This window comes from Amycolatopsis vastitatis, assembly GCF_002234595.1.
GTDB classification, from domain to species: domain Bacteria; phylum Actinomycetota; class Actinomycetes; order Mycobacteriales; family Pseudonocardiaceae; genus Amycolatopsis; species Amycolatopsis vastitatis.
Window position 1 is genome coordinate 178,639 of sequence record NZ_NMUL01000031.1, and the last position, 19,879, is coordinate 198,517.

18 protein-coding genes are annotated in these 19,879 nt (G+C 71.9%); 13 read left to right on the plus strand and 5 right to left on the minus strand.

The window, feature by feature from the left end; translation table 11 throughout:
- Window positions 1-20 precede the first annotated feature (20 nt).
- On the minus strand, window positions 21-557 hold the full coding sequence (locus CF165_RS29165; protein ID WP_205661003.1) for a DUF3515 domain-containing protein: 537 nt from the start codon (window positions 555-557) through the stop codon (window positions 21-23).
- A 19-nt stretch (window positions 558-576) separates the two neighbouring features.
- Window positions 577-810 (minus strand): Lrp/AsnC family transcriptional regulator, encoded by a 234-nt coding sequence (locus tag CF165_RS29170; protein WP_003091994.1) that lies wholly within the window; start codon window positions 808-810, stop codon window positions 577-579.
- Window positions 811-947: 137 nt separating this feature from the next.
- On the opposite strand from CF165_RS29170, the gene CF165_RS29175 reads away from it, so the two are divergent.
- Window positions 948-1,904 (plus strand): thiamine-phosphate kinase, encoded by a 957-nt coding sequence (locus CF165_RS29175; protein ID WP_093950789.1) that lies wholly within the window; start codon window positions 948-950, stop codon window positions 1,902-1,904.
- A gap of 16 nt (window positions 1,905-1,920) precedes the next feature.
- Window positions 1,921-2,400 carry a GNAT family N-acetyltransferase gene (locus CF165_RS29180; protein ID WP_093950790.1) on the plus strand — a complete coding sequence of 160 codons (480 nt, stop codon included), beginning with the start codon at window positions 1,921-1,923 and terminating at the stop codon, window positions 2,398-2,400.
- On the opposite strand, the gene CF165_RS29185 is transcribed toward CF165_RS29180, so the two are convergent.
- A complete protein-coding gene (locus tag CF165_RS29185; RefSeq protein WP_240521845.1) occupies window positions 2,387-3,541 on the minus strand; it encodes a glycoside hydrolase family 27 protein in 1,155 nt (384 codons plus the stop codon). The two genes, CF165_RS29180 and CF165_RS29185, sit on opposite strands and share 14 nt — an antisense overlap.
- Window positions 3,542-3,633: 92 nt before the next feature.
- On the opposite strand from CF165_RS29185, the gene CF165_RS29190 reads away from it, so the two are divergent.
- From CF165_RS29190 to CF165_RS29200, 3 genes are read left to right on the plus strand one after another with little or no spacing between them, the layout of a single operon-like run.
- Window positions 3,634-4,164, plus strand: coding sequence for a gamma carbonic anhydrase family protein (locus tag CF165_RS29190; RefSeq protein WP_093950792.1), 531 nt, complete (start codon window positions 3,634-3,636; stop codon window positions 4,162-4,164).
- A 30-nt stretch (window positions 4,165-4,194) separates the two neighbouring features.
- Window positions 4,195-4,872, plus strand: a complete 678-nt coding sequence (locus CF165_RS29195; RefSeq protein WP_093950793.1) for a uracil-DNA glycosylase — start codon at window positions 4,195-4,197, stop codon at window positions 4,870-4,872.
- 58 nt (window positions 4,873-4,930) lie between these two features.
- Window positions 4,931-5,701 (plus strand): alpha/beta fold hydrolase, encoded by a 771-nt coding sequence (locus CF165_RS29200; RefSeq protein ID WP_093950794.1) that lies wholly within the window; start codon window positions 4,931-4,933, stop codon window positions 5,699-5,701.
- Between the two features lie 157 nt (window positions 5,702-5,858).
- Here CF165_RS29200 and rpmB read toward each other — a convergent pair whose 3' ends face one another.
- Window positions 5,859-6,050, minus strand: a complete 192-nt coding sequence (gene rpmB / locus CF165_RS29205) for a 50S ribosomal protein L28 (RefSeq protein WP_003091970.1) — start codon at window positions 6,048-6,050, stop codon at window positions 5,859-5,861.
- A gap of 133 nt (window positions 6,051-6,183) precedes the next feature.
- Between rpmB and CF165_RS29210 the strand changes: the two genes are divergently transcribed.
- From CF165_RS29210 to CF165_RS29220, 3 genes are read left to right on the plus strand one after another with little or no spacing between them, the layout of a single operon-like run.
- The gene (locus CF165_RS29210) at window positions 6,184-7,758 is read left to right on the plus strand and encodes a DAK2 domain-containing protein (RefSeq protein ID WP_093950795.1); all 1,575 of its coding nucleotides are present in this window, start codon (window positions 6,184-6,186) and stop codon (window positions 7,756-7,758) included.
- A 3-nt stretch (window positions 7,759-7,761) separates the two neighbouring features.
- The gene (recG, locus tag CF165_RS29215; protein ID WP_093950796.1) at window positions 7,762-9,915 is read left to right on the plus strand and encodes an ATP-dependent DNA helicase RecG; all 2,154 of its coding nucleotides are present in this window, start codon (window positions 7,762-7,764) and stop codon (window positions 9,913-9,915) included.
- 20 nt (window positions 9,916-9,935) lie between these two features.
- Window positions 9,936-10,394: a GNAT family N-acetyltransferase gene (locus CF165_RS29220; protein WP_439098524.1), complete on the plus strand. Its 459-nt coding sequence runs from the start codon at window positions 9,936-9,938 to the stop codon at window positions 10,392-10,394.
- Here the strand turns inward: CF165_RS29220 and CF165_RS29225 are convergent.
- Complete coding sequence (locus CF165_RS29225; RefSeq protein ID WP_093950798.1) at window positions 10,354-10,989, minus strand: TetR/AcrR family transcriptional regulator; 636 nt, start codon at window positions 10,987-10,989, stop codon at window positions 10,354-10,356. The genes CF165_RS29220 and CF165_RS29225 overlap by 41 nt on opposite strands.
- Before the next feature lie 31 nt (window positions 10,990-11,020).
- Between CF165_RS29225 and CF165_RS29230 the strand changes: the two genes are divergently transcribed.
- The 5 genes from CF165_RS29230 to CF165_RS29250 all read left to right on the plus strand — a co-directional run bounded on the left by CF165_RS29230 (window position 11,021) and on the right by CF165_RS29250 (window position 19,873).
- A complete protein-coding gene (locus tag CF165_RS29230; protein WP_093950799.1) occupies window positions 11,021-12,157 on the plus strand; it encodes an erythromycin esterase family protein in 1,137 nt (378 codons plus the stop codon).
- 54 nt (window positions 12,158-12,211) lie between these two features.
- Window positions 12,212-14,539: a caspase family protein gene (locus CF165_RS29235; protein WP_205661004.1), complete on the plus strand. Its 2,328-nt coding sequence runs from the start codon at window positions 12,212-12,214 to the stop codon at window positions 14,537-14,539.
- A gap of 37 nt (window positions 14,540-14,576) precedes the next feature.
- The gene (locus CF165_RS29240; RefSeq protein WP_093950800.1) at window positions 14,577-15,479 is read left to right on the plus strand and encodes a S8 family peptidase; all 903 of its coding nucleotides are present in this window, start codon (window positions 14,577-14,579) and stop codon (window positions 15,477-15,479) included.
- Window positions 15,480-15,613: 134 nt separating this feature from the next.
- Window positions 15,614-18,991 (plus strand): pyruvate carboxylase, encoded by a 3,378-nt coding sequence (locus CF165_RS29245; protein ID WP_093950801.1) that lies wholly within the window; start codon window positions 15,614-15,616, stop codon window positions 18,989-18,991.
- Window positions 18,992-19,075: 84 nt separating this feature from the next.
- On the plus strand, window positions 19,076-19,873 hold the full coding sequence (locus CF165_RS29250; protein WP_093950802.1) for an arginase family protein: 798 nt from the start codon (window positions 19,076-19,078) through the stop codon (window positions 19,871-19,873).
- The last annotated feature ends 6 nt before the right edge of the window (window positions 19,874-19,879 follow it).

A 19,879-nucleotide genomic window follows, 5' to 3' on the forward strand; every position in this document is an offset into this window, starting at 1 on the left:
GTCCACTGTGGACGAAGTGGTCAGGAGAAGCGCAACGGGCGGGCGGGGAGCTTCGCGGCCACCGCGTCCGAGATTTCCTGCAGCGGGCCCGTTCCCGCGCTGTCCGGCACGGTGAGCGCCGCGTACACCTCACGGTCCACGACGTACCACGTCGACGCGCCTTCGCCCGGGACCTGCAGCCACTGGACCTTGTTCACCAGCCGCAGCTGGGCCGACGGCGTGAGCTCCGGCGGCCGGTTCAGGCCGCAGCGCAGCACCAGCGCGTCCGGTTCGCCCCACGCCATCGTCGCGGGCGGGGCCGGGGTGGCCAGCTCACGGAGTTTCAGCCGGGTGCCGTTCGACGTCAGCTCCGTCGGCGCCGCGCCCAGCAACGCGGTACACGCCGGTGAAGTCGCGGCGGGCGCCGGGACCGGGACGAGCGCCAGGGGGCCCGTCTCCGGGGGTTCCGAACCCTTGGTCAGGGCGAACACGGCGACGGCGACGGCCAGGGCCACGGCGAGCGCGGCCGCGGTGACGAGCACCACCCTGGGCGGGGCACCGGTGTCGGAGTCGGGCACTCCCGGAACCTACTGAAGGTCAGAGGTGCACGACCGGGCAGGTCAGCGTCCGTGTGATGCCTTCCACGTTCTGCACCTTCGCGACCACGAGCTGGCCCAGCTGGTCGACGTTGTCGGCGGCCGCGCGGACGATGACGTCGTACGGTCCGGTGACATCCTCCGAGCTGGTCACACCCGGGATGCTGGAGATCTCGGCAGCCACCGCGGCCGCCTTGCCGACCTCGGTCTGGATGAGGATGTATGCGTGGACCACGGCGCGCCCTTTCGTCGGGATCTTGTCTCTCAAGGTAGGAACGTCATCAGCAACGTATCGCCAGCTCACGGAAAAACATAGGGCATCCGACTATCGGTGATCGATCTTTGTCCCGGTAGAGAAAGCAGAGGTGACCGGTGTCACCGAACGACGGAACGGTCGCCGAGACCGGCGAGTTCGCGCTCATCCGCGCCGTCACCGAAGGACGGCGCCAGCCGCCGGGCACGCTGCTCGGCCCGGGCGACGACGCCGCCGTGGTCGCCGCCCCCGACGGCCGCGTGGTCGCCAGCACCGACGTGCTCGTCCAGGGCGTCCACTTCCGGCTCGACTGGTCCTCGCCCGAGCACGTCGGGCGCAAGGCCGTCGCGGTCAACCTGGCCGACATCGCCGCCATGGGCGCCACCCCGACCACCGTCCTGGTCGGCCTCGCCTGCCCGCCCGACACCCCGCGCGAAGTCGTCACCGGGCTGGCCGACGGCATGTGGGCCGAGGCCGAACGCGCCGGCGTCGGCGTCTCCGGCGGCGACATGGTCCGCGCCGACCAGCTCGTGATCAGCGTCACGGCGCTGGGCGACCTCGGCGACCGCGAGCCGGTGACGCGCTCGGGTGCCCGGCCCGGCGACGTCGTCGCCGTCACCGGGCGGCTCGGCTGGGCGGCCGCCGGGCTGGCCGTGCTCGGCCGCGGCTTCCGGTCCCCGGTCGGCGTCGTCAACGCGCAGCGCTGCCCGGAACCGCCGTACGAAGCCGGTCCGCGCGCCGCGCTCGCCGGGGCCACGGCCATGATCGACGTCTCCGACGGCCTGCTCGCCGACCTCGGCCACATCGGCGAAGCCTCCGGCGTCGGCATCGACATCCGCACCGCCGACCTCGACATCCCCGCCCGGCTCACCGAAGTCGGCGCCGCCCTCGGCGCGGACCCGCTGGACTGGGTGCTCACCGGTGGTGAAGACCACGCCCTGGTCGCCACCTTCCCGCCGTTCACCGAGCTTCCCGACGGCTGGCGCACCATCGGCGTCGCCACGATGGCCGACTCCGGGATCACCGTGGACGGCAAGCCGTTTTCCCGAGAAGGCGGATGGACGCACTGGCGCTGATCTAGGCTTGGGAAGCGTGAGAATCGTTCCAGTCCCCTACGACCACCCGGACGCGGCCAAGCTCATGGCGGCGGTGCAGCAGGTGTACGTCGAGCGCTACGGCGGCGAGGACGCCACCCCGATGAGCCCGGCGGACTTCGACCCGCCGCAGGGCCTGTTCCTCGTCGGCTACCAGGGCGAGGAAGCGGTCGCCTGCGGGGCGTGGCGCGCCCACGACGGCCCCGAGCCCGACTTCCGGGACGGCGACGCCGAGTTCAAGCGCATGTACGTCGCCGATTCGGCCCGGGGCCGCGGGTTCGCGCGGATGATCCTTTCCGAGCTGGAACGCACGGCGGCGCTGTGCGGCCGCAAGCGCGCGGTCCTGGAGACCGGGACGAAGCAGCCGGAGGCGATCGCGCTCTACACGTCGTCCGGCTACGTCGAAATCCCGAAGTTCGGCGTCTACCGGAACGAGCCGGAAAGCCGCTGCTTCGGCAAGGACCTCACCGAGGGGTGAGCTTCAGCAGGGCCGCCTGATGCGGGCGCAGGGACGCCGCCACCGCGGTTCCGGCGTCCCGGTGCGCCCACAGGTCCCGGACGTGCCACGCCCCCGGGATGTCCGCCGAGACGGTCGCGGTGGTGCTGCCGGTGTTGAGCAGCACCACCGCGAAACCCCCGTCGCTCAAGGGTTTTCCCCACACCTGGTAGCCGGGGCCCGCGTCGAGCCGCCGCCCTTGGCCGCCCGCGAAGTCCTGGTCGACGGCGATCGCTTCCGCGTTGCCCAGCGTCGCCAGGTCGGTGTCGCTCAGCTTCGCCGGATCGGTGCCGGCGAACAGCGGCGCGTTGAGCACGGCCCAGACGCTGAAGTGCGCGCGGGACTCGTCGGCGGTCAGCGTGCCGTTGCCGACCTGCAGCATGTCCGGGTCGTTCCAGCCGCCGGGGGAGCCACTGTGGACGGCGACGGCCGCCTGCTGGTCGATCGTGGCGAGCACGGAGTCCCAGGTCGGGGTCAGGTCGTAGGTGGTCCGCCACAGGTTCGCCACCGGCCGCGCCCAGGTCCACGGGCTCGAGACGCCGTACTCGGAAATCGCGTAGACCATCGGGCGGGGCAATGCGGCGAGCTCGTCGCGCATCTTCTCGAACGCCGCTTTCCGGTCGAGGCCGTCGACGGTGTCGGCGTTGCACCAGTCGTACTTGAGGTAGTCGACGCCCCAGCGGTCGAACGTCTCGGCGTCCTGGCGTTCGTGGCCGAGCGAGCCGATGCCGGACGCGGGGTAGGCGTCGTTCGCCATCGCGCAGGTCCGGCTGCCGGGCACGGCGTAGATGCCGAAGAGCAGGCCGCGGGAGTGGACGTAGTCGGCGAGGTCGGCGATGCCGTGCGGGAACCGCTTCGGGTCCGCCTGCAGTGAGCCGTCGGCGGCGCGTGCCGGCGCTTGCCAGCAGTCGTCGACGACCACGTATTTGTAACCCGCGTCACGCAAGCCGGTGTCGGCGAGCGCGTCGGCGGCGTTCTTCACGATGTCCTCGGTGAGGTCGTAGCAGCGGACCTGGTTCCAGCTGTTCCAGCCCATCGGCGGGGTCCCGGCCAGGCCGTTCGCCAGCGCGGGCGAGACCACCGGCAGGCTGAGCAGCCAGGTCAGCACGACGAGCAAGAGCACGAGACCCGTGCTCCCGGTACTGGCGTTCCGGTTCGCGGCGATGCCGTGATCCAATCGCACGGGAAGTGAAACCGCGGTCACCCGGAGGCGGCATGCCGATCTACGCACTCGGTTCGCTCGAGCCGACGATCCACCCCGGCGCCTACGTCCACCCGGACGCAACGGTGATCGGCGACGTCCGGATCGGCGCGCACGCGTCGGTGTGGCCGCAGACGGTCCTGCGCGGCGACCACGGGTACATCGAGATCGGCGAGCGTTCGAACGTCCAGGACGGCTGCGTCCTGCACTGCACCGAACGCCACCCGACGATCCTCGGGCCGTCGTCGGCGATCGGGCACGCGGTGCACGTCGAGGGCGCGACGATCGGCACCGGCTGCCTGATCGCCTCGGGCGCGGTGGTGCTGAACGGCTCGGTGATCGAGGACGGCGGCATGGTCGGCGCGGGCGCGGTCCTGTCGTACGGCTCGCACGTGAAGACCGGGGAAATCGCGCTGGGCGTGCCGGGGAAGACGCGGGCGAACACGTCGTTCAGCGCGGAAAACATCGCCCTCGTGGTGGATTCCTACGTCGAGCGGGCGCGCCGGTTCCGGACCGAGCTGCGGCGGCTCGACCCGCTCGGGTGACGTCGGCCACGCCCGGTAGGCTTGCGCGCCGTGACCGCACGACCGCTGCAGGACATCGTCGAGGCAGGCTGGGCGCAAGCCCTCGAACCGGTGGCGCCGCAGGTCGCCGCGATGGGGGAGTTCCTCCGCGCGGAGATCGCCGCGGGCCGGACTTACCTGCCGGCGGGTGAACACGTGCTCCGGGCGTTCAAGCAGCCGTTCCACGACGTCCGGGTGCTGATCGTCGGCCAGGACCCGTACCCGACGCCCGGGCACGCGGTGGGCCTGAGCTTCTCGGTGGCGCCGGACGTCCGGCCGATCCCGAAGAGCCTGGTCAACATCTACAAGGAGTACACCGAAGACCTCGGCCACCCGCTGCCGTCCAACGGCGACCTGACGCCGTGGGCCGACCAGGGCGTGCTGCTGCTCAACAGGGCGCTCACCGTGCAGCCGGGCAAGTCGAACTCGCACCAGGGCAAGGGCTGGGAAGAGGTCACCGAACAGGCGATCAAGGCCCTGGCCGCGCGGTCGGAGCCGATGGTGGCGATCCTGTGGGGCCGCAACGCGCGCAACCTGCGTCCGATGCTGGGCGACGTCCCGTGCATCGAGTCGGCGCACCCCAGCCCGCTCTCGGCGCACAACGGCTTCTTCGGTTCGCGGCCGTTCAGCCGGGCCAACCAGCTGCTGGAGCAGCAGGGCGCGGCACCGGTCGACTGGAAACTTCCCTGACGATCGGTGTCCGGAACCGCGTGACGGCTCCGACCAGGGGTAAACCTTTGGAGGAAGCATGAACGTCACTTCGGCCGACGGCACGTCGATCTTCTTCGAGCAGCGAGGTTCGGGCGCGCCGGTGATCCTCGTCGGCGGCGCGTTCAACGACCGGACGACCACGGTGGGCCTGGCCGAGGTCCTGGCCGGCGACTTCACGACGATCGTCTACGACCGCCGGGGCCGCGGTGACTCCGGCGACTCGGCCGAGTATGCGATGGAGCGCGAGATCGAGGACATCGCCGCGCTGATCGCCCAGGTGGGCGGGACGGCGTCGGTCTTCGGCCACTCATCGGGCGCGGTGCTGGCCCTGGAGGCGGCGGCCGCAGGTCTGGCGATCGATCGCGTGGTGGCGTACGAGCCGCCGTACGCGACCGACGAGCACCCGCGGGCGGACGTGGGGGACAAGGTGCGCGCGCAGCTCGCGGCCGGTGACCGCGACGGCGCGGTGGCGACGTTCCTGCAGGTCGCGGGGACTCCGGCGGAGATGATCGAGGGGATGAAGCAGGCCCCGGTGTGGGGCTGGTTCACGGCGCTGGCGCACACGCTGCCGTACGACCTGGCGATCTGCGGCCCGGAGGCTCGCCCGCGCACGGAGAACCTGGCCCGCATCACGGCACCGACGCTGGTGATCGGCGGCGGCGCGAGCGACGAGGCACTCCAGTCGGGCGCCCGTGCGGCGGCCGCGGCGGTGCCGGGCGCCCGGCACGAGACCTTGGACGGGCAGGACCACGGGGTGCTGCAGTTCCCGGAGGCGCTCAAGCCGTTGCTGACGGAGTTCCTGAAGTAGGTCCCAAGCGCCCCAATGTGGCGTTCGGTGCGTCTGACGCACCGAACGCCACATTGGGTGCGTTGGACGCAACCAACGCCACATTGGGGCGCATGAGGTGACCACATGAAAATGGCGGGTGCTCCGAGGAGCACCCGCCATTCGAACTCTTCTCGCCTCAGCCGCGAACGACCTTGCCCGCCTTGATGCACGAGGTGCACACGTTCAGGCGCTTGCGCTGGGACACACCCACCTTGGCGTGGACGGTCTGGATGTTCGGGTTCCACCGGCGGTTGGTACGGCGGTGGGAGTGCGAGACCGACTTGCCGAAGCCGGGTCCCTTGCCACAGACGTCGCACACGGCAGCCACGTCGAACTCCTTTGGATCTGGGTCATAGAAATGAGCCCAGATGCACTGGGCAACTCGACCATAGTAACTACTGGCTTCGCGAGGCCCCGCACCGGGTCGATACGCTGCCTCGGACCGGTCAGGAGGTTACGGGGTGCGGGTGCTGGACGCGGCGGCGGTGTCGGCCTGGGCGGCGGGCTGTGTGCACAGTCTCGCGAGCCTGCGGCCGGCCATCGACGAGATCAACGTCTACCCCGTCGCCGACTCCGACACCGGCTCCAACATGCTCTTCACCATGACCGGCGCGGCCCGGGAACTCTCCGGAGCAACCCCGGGTGACGCCGCCGACGCGCTGAAGATCCTCGCGCGGGGCGCGGTCGCCTCGGCCAAGGGCAACTCCGGGGTGATCCTGTCCCAGGTCGTGCGCGGGCTGGCCGACAAGGCCGAAGGCGAGCTGGACGGCCCCTGGCTGGCCCGGGCGCTGGGGCACGCCGACGAGGTCGCCACCGGCGCCGTCAGCCGCCCGGTCGCCGGGACCATCCTGACCGTCCTGCACGCCGTCGCCACGGCGGTGCGCGGCGACACCAGCCCCCTGGGGGAAATCGCGGCAAAAGCCGCGAAAGAGGCCGCGCACGCCCTGGAAAAGACGCCCGAGCAGCTGCCCGCGCTGGCCAGGGCCGGAGTCGTCGACGCGGGCGCGCGCGGGCTCGTCGCGGTGCTCGACGCGCTGGTCGGCGTGCTCACCGGCGTGCCTCTGGAGCAGGAGCACGCCCTCGAGGTCCACACCGAACTGCCGGAGGCCTACGCCTGGGAGGTCATGTACCTCCTCGACGGCGTCGACGAGGCGAGCCTGCCGACCCTGCGCAAGGAGCTGAGCGGCCTCGGCGACAGCGTCACCGTGGCCGGCGACGGCTCCGGCAGCCACGCCGTGCACGTCCACTGCGCCGACATCGGCGCCGCCATCGAGGCCGGCCTCGCGCTGGGCCGCCCGCGCAAGATCCGCGTCGAGCCGCTGCTCACGCCGACTCCGATCGAGCCCGGGGGCGGGATCGACCGCACCGTCGTCGCCGTCGTCCACGGCGGCGCACTGGCCGAGCTGCTGCGGGCCGAAAGCATCCCGGTGCTGGCCGTGCCCGAAGGCGAGACGCCGAGCGTCGAGGACATGATCGGCCTGCTCAACGAGGCCGCCGGACGGCACGTCACCGTGCTCCCGGGCAGCGTCGCGCTCACCACCGCGGCCGACACCGCCGCCGGGCACGCGATGGCCGCCGACCGGGACGTCGTGGTCATCCCGTGCGCGTCGCCGGTGCAGGTCATGGCCGCCCTCGCCGTGCACGACGCCGGGCGCCGCACCAACGACGACGTCGTCGCGATGGCCGAAGCGGCCGCCGCGACCAGGCGTGGCGAACTGCGGATCGCGCAGGAGGAGTCGCTAACCTGGGTGGGCCGGGCCCAGTCCGGCGACGTGGTCGGCCTGGTCGACGACGAAGTGGTGCTGATCGAGCCCGCGCCCGCGTCCGAGACGAACCTGGTCGCGGCCGCGATGAAGGTGCTGAACCGGATGCTGGCGCTCGGCGGGGAGCTGGTGACGGTGCTGAGCGGAGCCGCCGCCCCGCCCGGGGTCGCCGAAGAGCTCGCGGAGCAGCTGCGGGTGGAGCACCCGGAGGTGGAACTGGCCGGCTACGCCAGTGGCCAGGCCGACGCCGTGCTGCTGATGGGAGTCGAATAGCGAATGGCCGGGTTGCGCGACAAGCTGCCGTTGCTGCTGGGCGCCAAGACGGCGAAGGCGCTCGCCACGGCGTTGGACATCGAGACGGTCAGCGACCTGCTGCGCCACTACCCACGCCGCTACGCCGAGCGCGGCGAGCTCACCGACATCGCGGGCCTCGAGCTCGGCGAGCACGCCACGGTGATGGCGCGGATCGAGAAGGTGAGCAAGCGCCGGATGAAGTCCCGCAACGGGACCATCCTCGACATGGTGATCACCGACGGGAAACGCCGGCTCACCTGCGCCTTCTTCAACCAGGCGTGGCGGGAGAAGGAACTGGTCCCCGGCAAGACCGGCCTGTTCGCCGGCAAGGTCTCCGCCTTCCGCGACACCCTGCAGCTGACCAACCCCGAGTACGAGCTGCTCGACGCGGAGAACGCGGACGAGGCGATGGACGACTTCCTCGCCGCGATCATCCCGGTGTACCCGGCGGCGCAGGGCATGCCGTCGTGGTCGATCGGCAAGTGCGTGCGCCAGGTCCTCGACGTCCTCGAGGTCGACGAGGACCCGATGCCCGCGGACCTGCGGCGCCTGCACCGCCTGGCCGACCTCGACAACGCGCTGCGCGGCATCCACCGCCCGGAGAACTGGGCGCACCTGGAGGCGTCGAAGAAGCGGCTCAAGTGGGACGAGGCCCTGGCCGTGCAGCTGATCTTCGCGCAACGGCGGCACTCGGCCATCTCACGGCCGGCCAAGGCGAACCCGCACGTCGGCGGCGGCCTGATGGACGCCTTCGACAAGCGGCTGCCCTTCGACCTGACCGCGGGCCAGCGGGGGATCGGCGACGAGATCGCCGCGGACCTGGCCTCGGAGCACCCGATGAACCGGCTGCTGCAGGGCGAGGTCGGCTCGGGCAAGACGGTCGTCGCGCTGCGGGCGATGCTGCAGGTCGTCGACAACGGGCGGCAGGCCGCGATGCTCGCGCCGACCGAGGTCCTCGCCGCGCAGCACGCGCGGTCGCTGCGCGAGATGCTCGGCGACCTCGGCCAGGCGGGCGAGCTGGGCGCCGCGGAGAACGCCACCCGCGTCACGCTGCTCACCGGGTCGATGGGCGCGAAGGAGCGCAAGAAGGCACTGCTGGAGATCGTCAGCGGGGAGGCCGGCATCGTCGTCGGCACGCACGCGCTGATCCAGGACCACGTCGAGTTCGCCGACCTCGGCCTCGCCGTCGTCGACGAGCAGCACCGCTTCGGCGTCGAGCAGCGGGACGCGCTGCGCACCCGCGGGGCGGGTGACACCAGCCCGCACGTGCTCGTCATGACCGCGACGCCGATCCCGCGCACGGTCGCGATGACCGTGTACGGCGACCTGGAGGTGTCCGCGCTGCGCGAGATGCCGGTCGGGCGGTCGCCGATCAAGACGACCGTGGTGCCGGTCGCCGAAAAACCGGCCTGGTTCGAGCGGATCTGGCAACGGGTCCGGGAAGAGGTCGGCAAGGGCCACCAGGCGTACGTCGTGTGCCCGCGGATCGGCGACGAGCCGCCGTCGGACAAGAGCGACAAGCGGCCGCCCCTCGCCGTCCTGGAGGTCGCGCCCGAGCTGGAAAACGGCCCGCTGCAGGGCCTGAAGATCGGCGTGCTGCACGGCCGGATGCCGCCCGACGACAAGGACGCCGTGATGCGGGCGTTCTCGGCGGGGAAGCTCGACGTCCTGGTGGCCACGACGGTCATCGAGGTCGGCGTCAACGTGCCGAACGCGACCGCGATGGTGATCATGGACGCCGACCGGTTCGGCGTCAGCCAGCTGCACCAGCTGCGCGGCCGCGTCGGCCGGGGCAGCGTGCCGGGGCTGTGCCTGCTGGTCACCGAGACCCTCGACGGCACGGCGACCCGCGAGCGGCTGGCGGCGGTCGAATCGACCACCGACGGCTTCGAACTGTCCCGTCTGGACCTCGAACTGCGCCGTGAAGGCGACATCCTCGGCGCCGCGCAGTCCGGGAAGCGGTCCACGCTCAAGCTGCTGTCGCTGCTGCGGGACGAGGACGTCATCGCCGCGTCGCGGGCCAGCGCGCAGGAGATCGTCGAAAAGGACCCGGAGCTGAAGAAGTACCGCGGCCTGGCGCTCATGGTCGCCGACGTCGTCGACGTCGACCGCGCGGAGTACCTGGAGAAGAGCTGATCGCCGTCCGCGCCGCCACGGTGGCCGACGCACCGGCGATCGGCGAGATCCACGTGGCGTCCTGGCGGGCGGCGTACGCGGGGCTGCTGCCGGAGGAGTTCCTGGCCCGTCTCTCGGCCGAGGCGCGCGCGGCGTCGTGGGCCCGGCGCATCGGCGACCCCGCCATTCCGGGCCGGGTCCTGGTCGTCGAAGACGAGGGCGTCGTCGCCGGGTTCGCGGCCTTCGGCCCCGGGCAGCTCTACGCGCTCTACCTGCTGCCCGAGTACTGGGGACGGGGACTCGGCCGGCTGCTGCACGACCGGGTCGTCGAAGAGCTCTCCGGCGACAGCGCCGTCCTGTGGGTGCTGGCGACGAACGAGCGGGCGAAGGCCTTCTACGTCCGGCAAGGCTGGGTGGACGACGGCGCCCGCCAGACCGAGACGATCGACGAGGGGCGCGTCACGCTGGAGGAGATGCGGTACCGCCGTTCGTTGCCGTGAACACGCCGGCTTTCGCGGCCGCGGCGGCCGCGGCGGCGGCGACTCCCGCGTCCGCCGGCGTGACGCCTTCCCGGGACACGAACAGGCGGTAGAAGATCGGCCCGCAGGCCACGCGCACCGCCTCCACCGGATCGGTGCCGGGCGGGACTTCGCCGCGCTCGATCGCCCGGGTCACGGCGGCCGCCGAACGGGCGTGGCGGTCGACGTAGAACTCGCGCAGGGCCTCGGCCGCGCGCGGGGAGAGGAACGCCGCCGAGATCGACGCCGTGGGCAGCTCACGCTCGCCCGGGGTGGTGAAGTAGCGCACCAGTTCCAGGTTGACGGCGCGCAGGTCGCCTTCGAGGGAGCCGGTGTCCGGCACGGCCCACTCCTGCTCGGCGCCCATCAGCAGGGCCGCCGCGACCAGGCCTTCGGCGGACTCCCAGCGGCGGTACAGCGTCGTCTTGTGCACGCCGGAGCGTTCGGCGACCGCCTCGACGGTCAGCTCCGCGTACCCGCGTTCGCCGAGCAGCGCGAGGGTGGCGTCGAGCGCGGCGAGGCGGGTCCGCTCGGTGCGGCCGCCCGGACGCTTCGTCCCGGAAATCTCGGTTGCCAACTGCTACTCCTGTTGCGTTAGTGTGCCCAGTATGACAGGACCCGTCGACGTTGCCGAAATCGCCGATCTGATCGGCGACGCCGAGGTCGTCGCCATCGGCGAGAACAACCATCACATCCGCGAGTTCGGCGTGCTGCGCGACCGCCTCCTGCGCCACCTCGTCACCGAGCGCGGGTTCACCGTCCTCGGGTTCGAAGGCGGGTTCCCCGAGGGGCGCCTGGTCGACGACTGGCTGCGGGGTGGCGACGGCGACGTCGCCGACATCGCCCACGACGGCTTCACCTTCGGCCTCGGCGACTCGGCCGAGGTGCACGAGATGCTGACCTGGCTACGTGGCCGTGGCGTGCGGTTCTTCGGGCTCGACGTGCCGGGTTCGGCGGGTTCGCCGGTGCCCGCGCTGCGGGCCGTCCGCGAATTCGTCCTGCGCGTGGACCCGGCCAATGTGTCCCTTGTGGACATTGCCATCGCCGCGTGCGAGCCGTACGCGTCGGTGAGCAGCGCGGTCGCTCCGGCTCGGTACCGGGAAATGAGCCCGGAAGCGCGGGACGCGGCGACGAGCGCGTTGACCGTCCTCAAGGGACACGTGGAGTCGCTGCCGGTATACGGCGAGGTGGCCGCGCATCACGCGGAAGGCGCCCTGCGCGTCGACCTGTACCTGCGGGAGCTGGACGCGCTGATGGCGGGCCGTGCGCCCGAGCCGCAGAGTTCGTCGCGGGACACGTACATGGCGGCCACCGTGCGGTTGCTGCGGCGGCGGTTCCCGGCCGAGAAGATCGTGCTGATGCTCCACAACGGACACCTCCAGCGCGTGCCGTTCTCGCCGATGCCCGGCATGACGATGCCGTCGGCGGGCACTCACCTGGCCGCGGAACTGGGCGATCGCTATTTCGCGCTCGCGCTCACGGCCGTTTCCGGGACGACCACCGGGCTCGTCCCGGACGAAGCCGCGCCGCTCGGGTTCCGGATGTTCGAGCAGGCCCTCGGGGACCCGGCGGAAGGCAGCGTCGAGGCGGCGCTCGCCGATCGGGCGCCGTGCCTGGTCGAGCGCCCCGCGGCCGCGAGCATCCGGCACGCGCACACTTCCGTGCCGGTGGAGGTGGCGGCCGCGTTCGACGCCGCCGTCTGCCTGGAAAAGCAGGAAACGATTTTCGGGGGCGACGCCGGGTAGGTGTGCCCGTTCGGCCGATTGCCGTAATGGCCGGTGTGGGCGTTTCCTACCGGTATGGCCGGGCGGAGGCGGGCGCTGATCGTCGCCAACGGCGAGTACGACAACGCGGGACTCCAGCAGCTGGGCTCGCCCGCGGCGGACGCCGATGCCCTGGCCGGGGTCCTGGCCGACCGGACCATCAGCGACTTCGACGTCCGGGTCGTCCGCAACGAGACCGCCCACGCCGTCGAGGCGGAGATCGAGGACCTCTGCGCCGAGGGCAGGCCCGACGACGTCCTGCTGCTGCACTTCTCGTGCCACGGCCTCAAGGACGACTCGGGCGGGCTGTACTTCGCCGCCCGCAACACCCGGCCCGACCGGCTCCGGTCGACGGCCGTGCCCGCGGACTTCGTGCAGCAGTGCATCCGGCAGAGCCGCTCGCGCAGCATCGTCCTGCTGCTGGACTGCTGTTACGGCGGGGCGTTCGGGCAGGGCGTGGCGGTGCGGTCGTCGGGCGACGCGAACGTCCTCGACAGCTTCCGCGGCGGCCGCGGCCGGGCCGTCATCACGGCGTCGAACTCGATCGAGTACGCCTTCGAGGGCGCGCGGCTGGCCGAGGGCCAGCCCGCCCAGCCGTCGGTGTTCACGTCGGCGCTGGTGGAGGGCCTGCGCACGGGCGAGGCCGACCGCGACGAGGACGGCTGGATCGCGCTGGGCGAGCTGTATGAGTACCTGTTCGACCGCGTGCGCGAGCGCAACCCGAAGCAGACGCCGAGCCGCGACATCGAGATGCAGGGCGAGCTGTACCTGGCGAAGAGCAGGCGGCGCCGGATCAAGCCGTCCCCGATCCCGGCCGACCTGTCGGCGGCGATCGCGGCGGAGAACCCGTTCACGCGCCTGGGCGCGGTGGCGGAGCTTCGCCGGCGGTTGTCGAGTTCGAACCTGCCGGTGGCGTTGGGCGCGTTCGAGGCGCTGAAGGTGATGGCCTCGACGGACATCGAGCACGTCGCGGCGGCGGCAGCGGACGCACTCCGCTCCGCGGTCGTGCGGGCGGACGTGTCTTCGGTACGGCTTTCCGCACCGCCGGGGGAGGTCGCGGCCGCGGTGGTCCGCGCGGTGGGGCCGCCGGTGGCGCGGGAAGCGCGGTTCGAGGCTTCGCACGCGTGGATCCGGGTGACCGAGACGGATGCGGGAGCGGAACTGGCGGTCACGGCCGGGGCGTCGGGGACGCGGCGCGGGAACGTCGTGGTGACCGGGCCGACCGGGGACGCGGTGGTCGCGGTGGAGATCGAGGCCCTGCCGGTCCCGGAGCCGGAGGCGGTCGCGGAACCCGGGCCCGAGCCGATCGTGGCGGCGGAACCCGAGCCGTCACCTGCCGAACCTGAGGTGAAGCCGGTGCCGGAGCCGCCCGAACGCCCCAATGTGGCGTTGGGTGCGTTGGACGCACCGAACGCCACATTGGGTGCGCTGGACGCACCGAACGCCACATTGGGGCGCTTGACCGAACCGGCGGCCGCCGAGGCGGAGGGCGGGGTCGCGGCGGACCCCGGACCGGGCGCCGGGGGAACCGAGGCGCCGGAATCCGCCGCCACGGCGCGCGCGGCGGATCCGGTCGGCGGGTTCGCCGGGCTGCTCGCGATCACGGGCGCGGTGTTCGCGGTGGTCGGGCTGCCGATGAACTACCGCTACGGCTACTCGCTGAGCCAGTACCGGCCCGGCATGGAGTCCTACGTCCTGGTCGTGGGCGCGTGCGCCCTGCTCGCCGGGATCCTGACGCTGGCGCCGGGGACGAGGTCACGGACCGGTCCCGCGCTGCTCTTCGGCGCCGGGCTGGCCGCGCTGTTCGGGCTGCTGCGCTTCCTCGGCGAAGCCATCGCTCTCTCCCAGCAAGGGGACACCGAGCTGAAAGCCGGCTACACCTTCGCGCTGCTCGCGCATCTCGCCTGGGTGGTCGCGGGGGCGTGTGCGCTGGCGGCGCTCGGGCGGAGCCGGGCGGTCGCGCTGGGTGCCGGGCCGGTGCGCGGCTGGCCGGCGTGGGTGGCGATCGTGCTCGGCCTGACGGCCGCGGTGGGCTGGATCGTCCAGCTCGTCGACCTGAACACGTACGACTCCAGTGACGCCGGCCGGGCGACGGCCTACTTCCTGCTCGGCGCTCTGCTGGCCGTGTCCGTGCCCGTCGTCGCCGTGGTGCTTCGCCCACGCCTGGTCGGCTGCGCCGTGCTGGCCGCCGGGACCGCGGGCCTGCTGGGCGTGCTGGCGCCGACGTTCGCCGCGGTCTTCGAGGAGGCTTCCCTGGGGCTGGGCGGGCAGGCGATCGCCGTGGTGGCCCTCGTGCTGCTGGCGATCGACACCGTCGTGCTGGCCGTCCAGGCCCGGAATCAGCCGATCGGGCGACAGCCCTGAGTTGTCGCCCCGTCACTCCCGGGGTACCACGGCGATCATGAGGTTCCTTCCTGCCGCAGCGGCGGTGACGCTCGTACTCGCCGGCCAGACCCCGGCCGTCGCGGCCGGCGGGGTGCAGCCCGATCCGCCCGGGTGGGGGCTGGACCGGATCGACCAGCGCACCGGCCTCGACCACGCCTACCACTACGCCACCGACGCCTCGGGCGTCACCATCTACGTGATCGACAGCGGTGTCGACGCCAAGCACCCCGACTTCCAGGGCCGGGTCGCGCCCGGGCGGGACTTCCTGAACGGCGGCTCCGACACGACCGACACCAACGGCCACGGCACCCGCCTCGCCGGCATCGCCGCGGGCAAGGACTACGGCGTAGCGAAGGGCGCTCAGATCGTGCCCGTGCGCGTGCTCGACAAGGATGGCGGTGGTGCCACCGACCAGATCATCGCCGGCATCGACTGGGTCGCGCAGAACGCCCAGCAGCCCGCGGTCGCCGTCCTGGGCATCGGCGGGGTGCCGAACGACCAGCTCGACGCCGCCGTGCGGCGGCTCGCCACCGTGGTGCCGGTCGCCGTGCCTGCCGGCAGCGAGAAGGCCGACGCGAGCGGGTTCTCGCCGGGACGGGTGGCCGAGGCGCTGACCGTTGGCGCCACCGACGACCAGGACCGGCCGGACAAGGCGTCGAACTTCGGCGAGGACGTCGACCTGTACGCCCCCGGCGTCGACGTCCCCGGCCCGGTCGCGGGCGGCACGGGCGCGAACCCGGAGTCCGGCACCTCGATGGCGGCGGCGTTCGCGGCGGGCGCGGCGGCGCTGTACCGCGCCCAGCACCCCGAAGCCACTCCCGACCAGGTGGACCAAGCGCTTGTTCAGGCGGCGACACCGGACGCGCTCAAGGACGTCCCGGACGGCACCGCCAACCGCCTGCTCTACGTCGGATCTTGAAAAGCTGCCCAGCCGGGTCCCCGGCGAACCCTTCCGCGGCGCATGATGTCCATCACCTGGTACTGAACTCCCGCAGAGCGGGAAGAACCGGGTAACGTGCGTTGACTTACCGATCCAAATGGGAAGGACCGGGCATGTTCCGCAAGGTGCTGGTGGCCAACCGCGGGGAGATCGCGATCCGAGCGTTCCGCGCCGGCTACGAACTGGGCGCGGGGACCGTTGCCGTGTTTCCGCACGAAGACCGCAACTCCCTGCACCGCCTGAAGGCCGACGAGGCGTACGAGATCGGCGAACCCGGTCACCCCGTGCGCGCCTACCTCTCGGTCGACGAGATCGTCGCGGCGGCGAAGAAGGCCGGGGCCGACGCCGTCTACCCCGGTTACGGCTTCCTCTCAGAGAACCCCGATCTCGCGCGCGCGTGCGAAGAAGCGGGCATCACCTTCGTCGGGCCGAGCGCCGACATCCTCGAACTCACCGGCAACAAGGCGCGCGCGGTCAAGGCCGCGCGCGAGGCCGGCGTGCCGGTGCTCGGGTCGTCCGAACCGTCCAGCGACGTCGACGCCCTGGTCGCGGCGGCCGATGAGCTGGGCTTCCCGGTGTTCGTCAAGGCCGTCGCCGGCGGCGGCGGGCGCGGCATGCGCCGTGTCGAGGACCCCGCCGTGCTGCGCGAGTCCATCGAGGCCGCCGCGCGCGAGGCCGAGTCCGCCTTCGGCGACCCGACCGTCTTCCTCGAGAAGGCCGTCGTCGAGCCGCGGCACATCGAGGTGCAGATCCTCGCCGACGGCGAAGGCAACGTCATCCACCTCTACGAGCGCGACTGCTCGGTGCAGCGGCGCCACCAGAAGGTCGTCGAGCTGGCCCCGGCGCCCAACCTCGACCCCGAGCTGCGCGACCGCATCTGCGCCGACGCCGTCAAGTTCGCCCGGCAGATCGGCTACCGCAACGCCGGCACCGTCGAGTTCCTGCTCGACAAGCAGGGCAAGCACGTCTTCATCGAGATGAACCCGCGCATCCAGGTCGAGCACACGGTCACCGAAGAGGTCACCGACGTCGACCTCGTGCAGTCGCAGCTGCGGATCGCCTCCGGCGAGACCCTCGCCGACCTCGGCCTGAGCCAGGACAAGATCTACCTGCGCGGCGCCGCGCTGCAGTGCCGCATCACCACCGAGGACCCGGCCAACGGCTTCCGCCCGGACACCGGGATGATCTCCGCCTACCGCTCGCCGGGTGGCTCGGGCATCCGGCTCGACGGCGGCACCGCCTTCTCCGGCACCGAGATCAGCGCCCACTTCGACTCGCTGCTGGTCAAGCTCACCTGCCGCGGCCGGGACTTCAAGACCGCCGTCGGCCGCGCGCGCCGCGCCGTCGCCGAGTTCCGCATCCGCGGTGTCGCGACGAACATCCCGTTCCTGCAGGCGGTTCTCGACGACGAGGACTTCCGCGCCGGCCGCGTCACGACGTCGTTCATCGAGGAGCGCCCGCAGCTGCTCACCGCGCGGCAGTCGGCCGACCGCGGCACGCGGCTGCTGACCTACCTCGCCGACCAGACGGTCAACAAGCCGAACGGCGAGCGCCCGAAGACCCCGGACGCCACGCTCAAGCTGCCCAAGATCCCGAAGGACGCCCAGCCGGCACCGGGCTCGAAGCAGAAGCTCGTCGAGCTGGGCCCGGCCGGGTTCGCCGAGTGGCTGCGGAAGTCGCCGCACATCGGCGTCACCGACACGACGTTCCGCGACGCGCACCAGTCGCTGCTCGCCACCCGCGTCCGCACCAAGGACCTCCTCGCGACGGCCCCGGTCGTGGCGAACACGCTGCCGGAACTGCTGTCGCTGGAGTGCTGGGGCGGCGCGACCTACGACGTCGCGCTGCGGTTCCTCGCCGAGGACCCGTGGGAGCGGCTGGCGGCGCTGCGCGAGGCCGTGCCGAACATCTGCCTGCAGATGCTGCTGCGCGGGCGCAACACCGTCGGGTACACGCCTTATCCGACCGAGGTGACGCACTCCTTCGTCCAGGAGGCGACGAAGACCGGCATCGACATCTTCCGGATCTTCGACGCGCTCAACGACGTCGAACAGATGCGCCCGGCCATCGAAGCCGTCCGCGAGACCGGCTCCGCCGTCGCCGAGGTGGCGCTCTGCTACACCTCGGACCTGTCGGACCCGGGGGAGAAGCTCTACACGCTCGACTACTACCTCAAGCTGGCCGAGCAGATCGTCGGCGCCGGGGCGCACGTCCTGGCGATCAAGGACATGGCCGGGCTGCTGCGCGCGCCCGCGGCGACGAAGCTGGTCACCGCGCTGCGCAAGGAGTTCGACCTGCCGGTGCACATCCACACCCACGACACCGCGGGCGGCCAGCTGGCCACCTACCTCGCGGCGATCAACGCGGGCGCGGACGCCGTCGACGGCGCGGTGTCGTCGATGGCGGGCACGACGTCGCAGCCGTCGCTGTCGTCGATCGTGGCGGCCACTGACCACTCGGCCCGCACCACCGGCCTCGACCTGCAGGCAATCGGGGACCTGGAGCCGTACTGGGAGAGCGTGCGCAAGATCTACGCGCCCTTCGAGGCCGGGCTCGCGTCGCCGACCGGGCGCGTCTACCACCACGAAATCCCCGGCGGGCAGCTGTCGAACCTGCGCACCCAGGCCATCGCGCTGGGCCTGGGCGACCGGTTCGAGGACATCGAGGCGATGTACGCCGCGGCCGACAAGATCCTCGGCCACCTGGTGAAGGTGACGCCGTCGTCCAAGGTCGTCGGCGACCTCGCGCTGCACCTGGTCGGCGCGGGCGTCTCCCCGGCCGACTTCGAGGCGGAGCCGAACAAGTTCGACATCCCCGACTCGGTGATCGGCTTCCTGCGCGGCGAGCTCGGCGACCCGCCGGGCGGCTGGCCGGAGCCGTTCCGCACCAAGGCCCTCGAAGGCCGGGCGGCCGCCAAGCCGGTCGTCGAACTGTCCGAAGAGGACCGTTCCGCGCTCGCCGCGGAACCGCGCCGGACGCTCAACCGGCTGCTGTTCCCCGGCCCGACCAAGGAGTTCGAGGCACACCGCGAGGCCTACGGCGACACGTCGGTGCTGCCGAGCAAGGACTTCTTCTACGGGCTGCGCCCGGGGGAGGAGTACGCGGTCGACCTCGAACCGGGCGTCCGGCTGCTCATCGAGCTGGAAGCGATCGGCGAGGCCGACGAGCGCGGCATGCGCACGGTGATGTCGACCCTGAACGGCCAGCTCCGCCCGATCCAGATCCGCGACCGCTCGATCGCGTCGGACATCCCGGCGACCGAGAAGGCCGAGAAGGGCAACCCGAAGCAGGTCGCGGCGCCGTTCGCGGGCGTGGTGACGCTGCAGGTCGCCGAGGGCGACACGGTCGAAGCCGGGGCGACGGTCGCGACGATCGAGGCGATGAAGATGGAGGCGTCGATCACGGCGTCCACCGGCGGGACGGTGGGCAGGCTGGCGATCACGAACGTGCAGCAGGTCGAGGGCGGTGACCTCCTGCTGGTGCTGGAGTGAGGCGACGTGAATGACTCATTCATGTCGCCTGACGACATGAATGAGTCATTCACTACGGTTGCCGCCCAGCGATAGCATCACCGGATGCTGATCAACGCGGTACCGCAACGGCAGGGCGCGGTGGGACCCCGCGCGGCGGAGCTGCCGGACGGCTGTGTGGCCCTGTCCGAGCTGGCCGGGCACGTGCTCGGCCGGCCCGTGCACCACGTCCGGCAGACCCGTGAAGTGTCCGAAGTGGACCGGGGGATCGCGTCACGGGCCGTGCTGACCGGGCCGAACCGGGCGGCTCAGCTGGCCGCGCTGGAGGCACCCGCCGGCCCGGTGCTGACGATCGGCGGCGACTGCGGCGTCGAGCTGGTGCCGATCGGCGTGGCCCGCTACCGCCACGGACCCGGGCTGGGCGTCGCGTGGTTCGACGCCCACCCGGACCTCAACACGGCGGAATCGTCGCCGTCGGGCGCGTTCCACGGCATGGTGCTGAGGTCGCTGTTCGGCGAAGGCGACCCGGAGTTCGCGGCCGACCCGGCACTCACTCCCGGGAACGTGGTGCTGGCGGGGACCCGCGTGTTCGACCCGGAGGAACAGGCGGCGGTCTCGCGCGGGCTGGCGGTGACTTCGGTGGATGCGTTGGCGGACGTGGAGAAGCTGTACGTGCACATCGACCTGGACGTCCTGGACCCGGCGGAGTTCTCGGGACTCAACTACCCGGAGCCCGGCGGCTGGACGATCCCTCAGCTGGTGTCGGCCCTCGACGCGCTGTCGGGATTCGAGGTCGTGGGCGCGGGGATCACCGAGTGCGTGGGGACGCCGCGCGAGGTCGAGGTCCTGGAGCCCGTCCTGTCCGCGGTGGGCCGGCTTCTCGTGAGTGGGAAACAGCGTTAGAACACT

Coding starts and splice junctions, on each gene's coding strand:
- CF165_RS29230 (WP_093950799.1), top strand. CDS start 11,021: ATGACAGGACCCGTCGACGTTGCCGAAATCGCCGATCTGATCGGCGAC.
- CF165_RS29235 (WP_205661004.1), top strand. CDS start 12,212: ATGGCCGGGCGGAGGCGGGCGCTGATCGTCGCCAACGGCGAGTACGAC.
- CF165_RS29240 (WP_093950800.1), top strand. CDS start 14,577: ATGAGGTTCCTTCCTGCCGCAGCGGCGGTGACGCTCGTACTCGCCGGC.
- CF165_RS29200 (WP_093950794.1), top strand. CDS start 4,931: ATGAACGTCACTTCGGCCGACGGCACGTCGATCTTCTTCGAGCAGCGA.
- CF165_RS29190 (WP_093950792.1), top strand. CDS start 3,634: ATGCCGATCTACGCACTCGGTTCGCTCGAGCCGACGATCCACCCCGGC.
- recG (WP_093950796.1), top strand. CDS start 7,762: ATGGCCGGGTTGCGCGACAAGCTGCCGTTGCTGCTGGGCGCCAAGACG.
- CF165_RS29250 (WP_093950802.1), top strand. CDS start 19,076: ATGCTGATCAACGCGGTACCGCAACGGCAGGGCGCGGTGGGACCCCGC.
- CF165_RS29245 (WP_093950801.1), top strand. CDS start 15,614: ATGTTCCGCAAGGTGCTGGTGGCCAACCGCGGGGAGATCGCGATCCGA.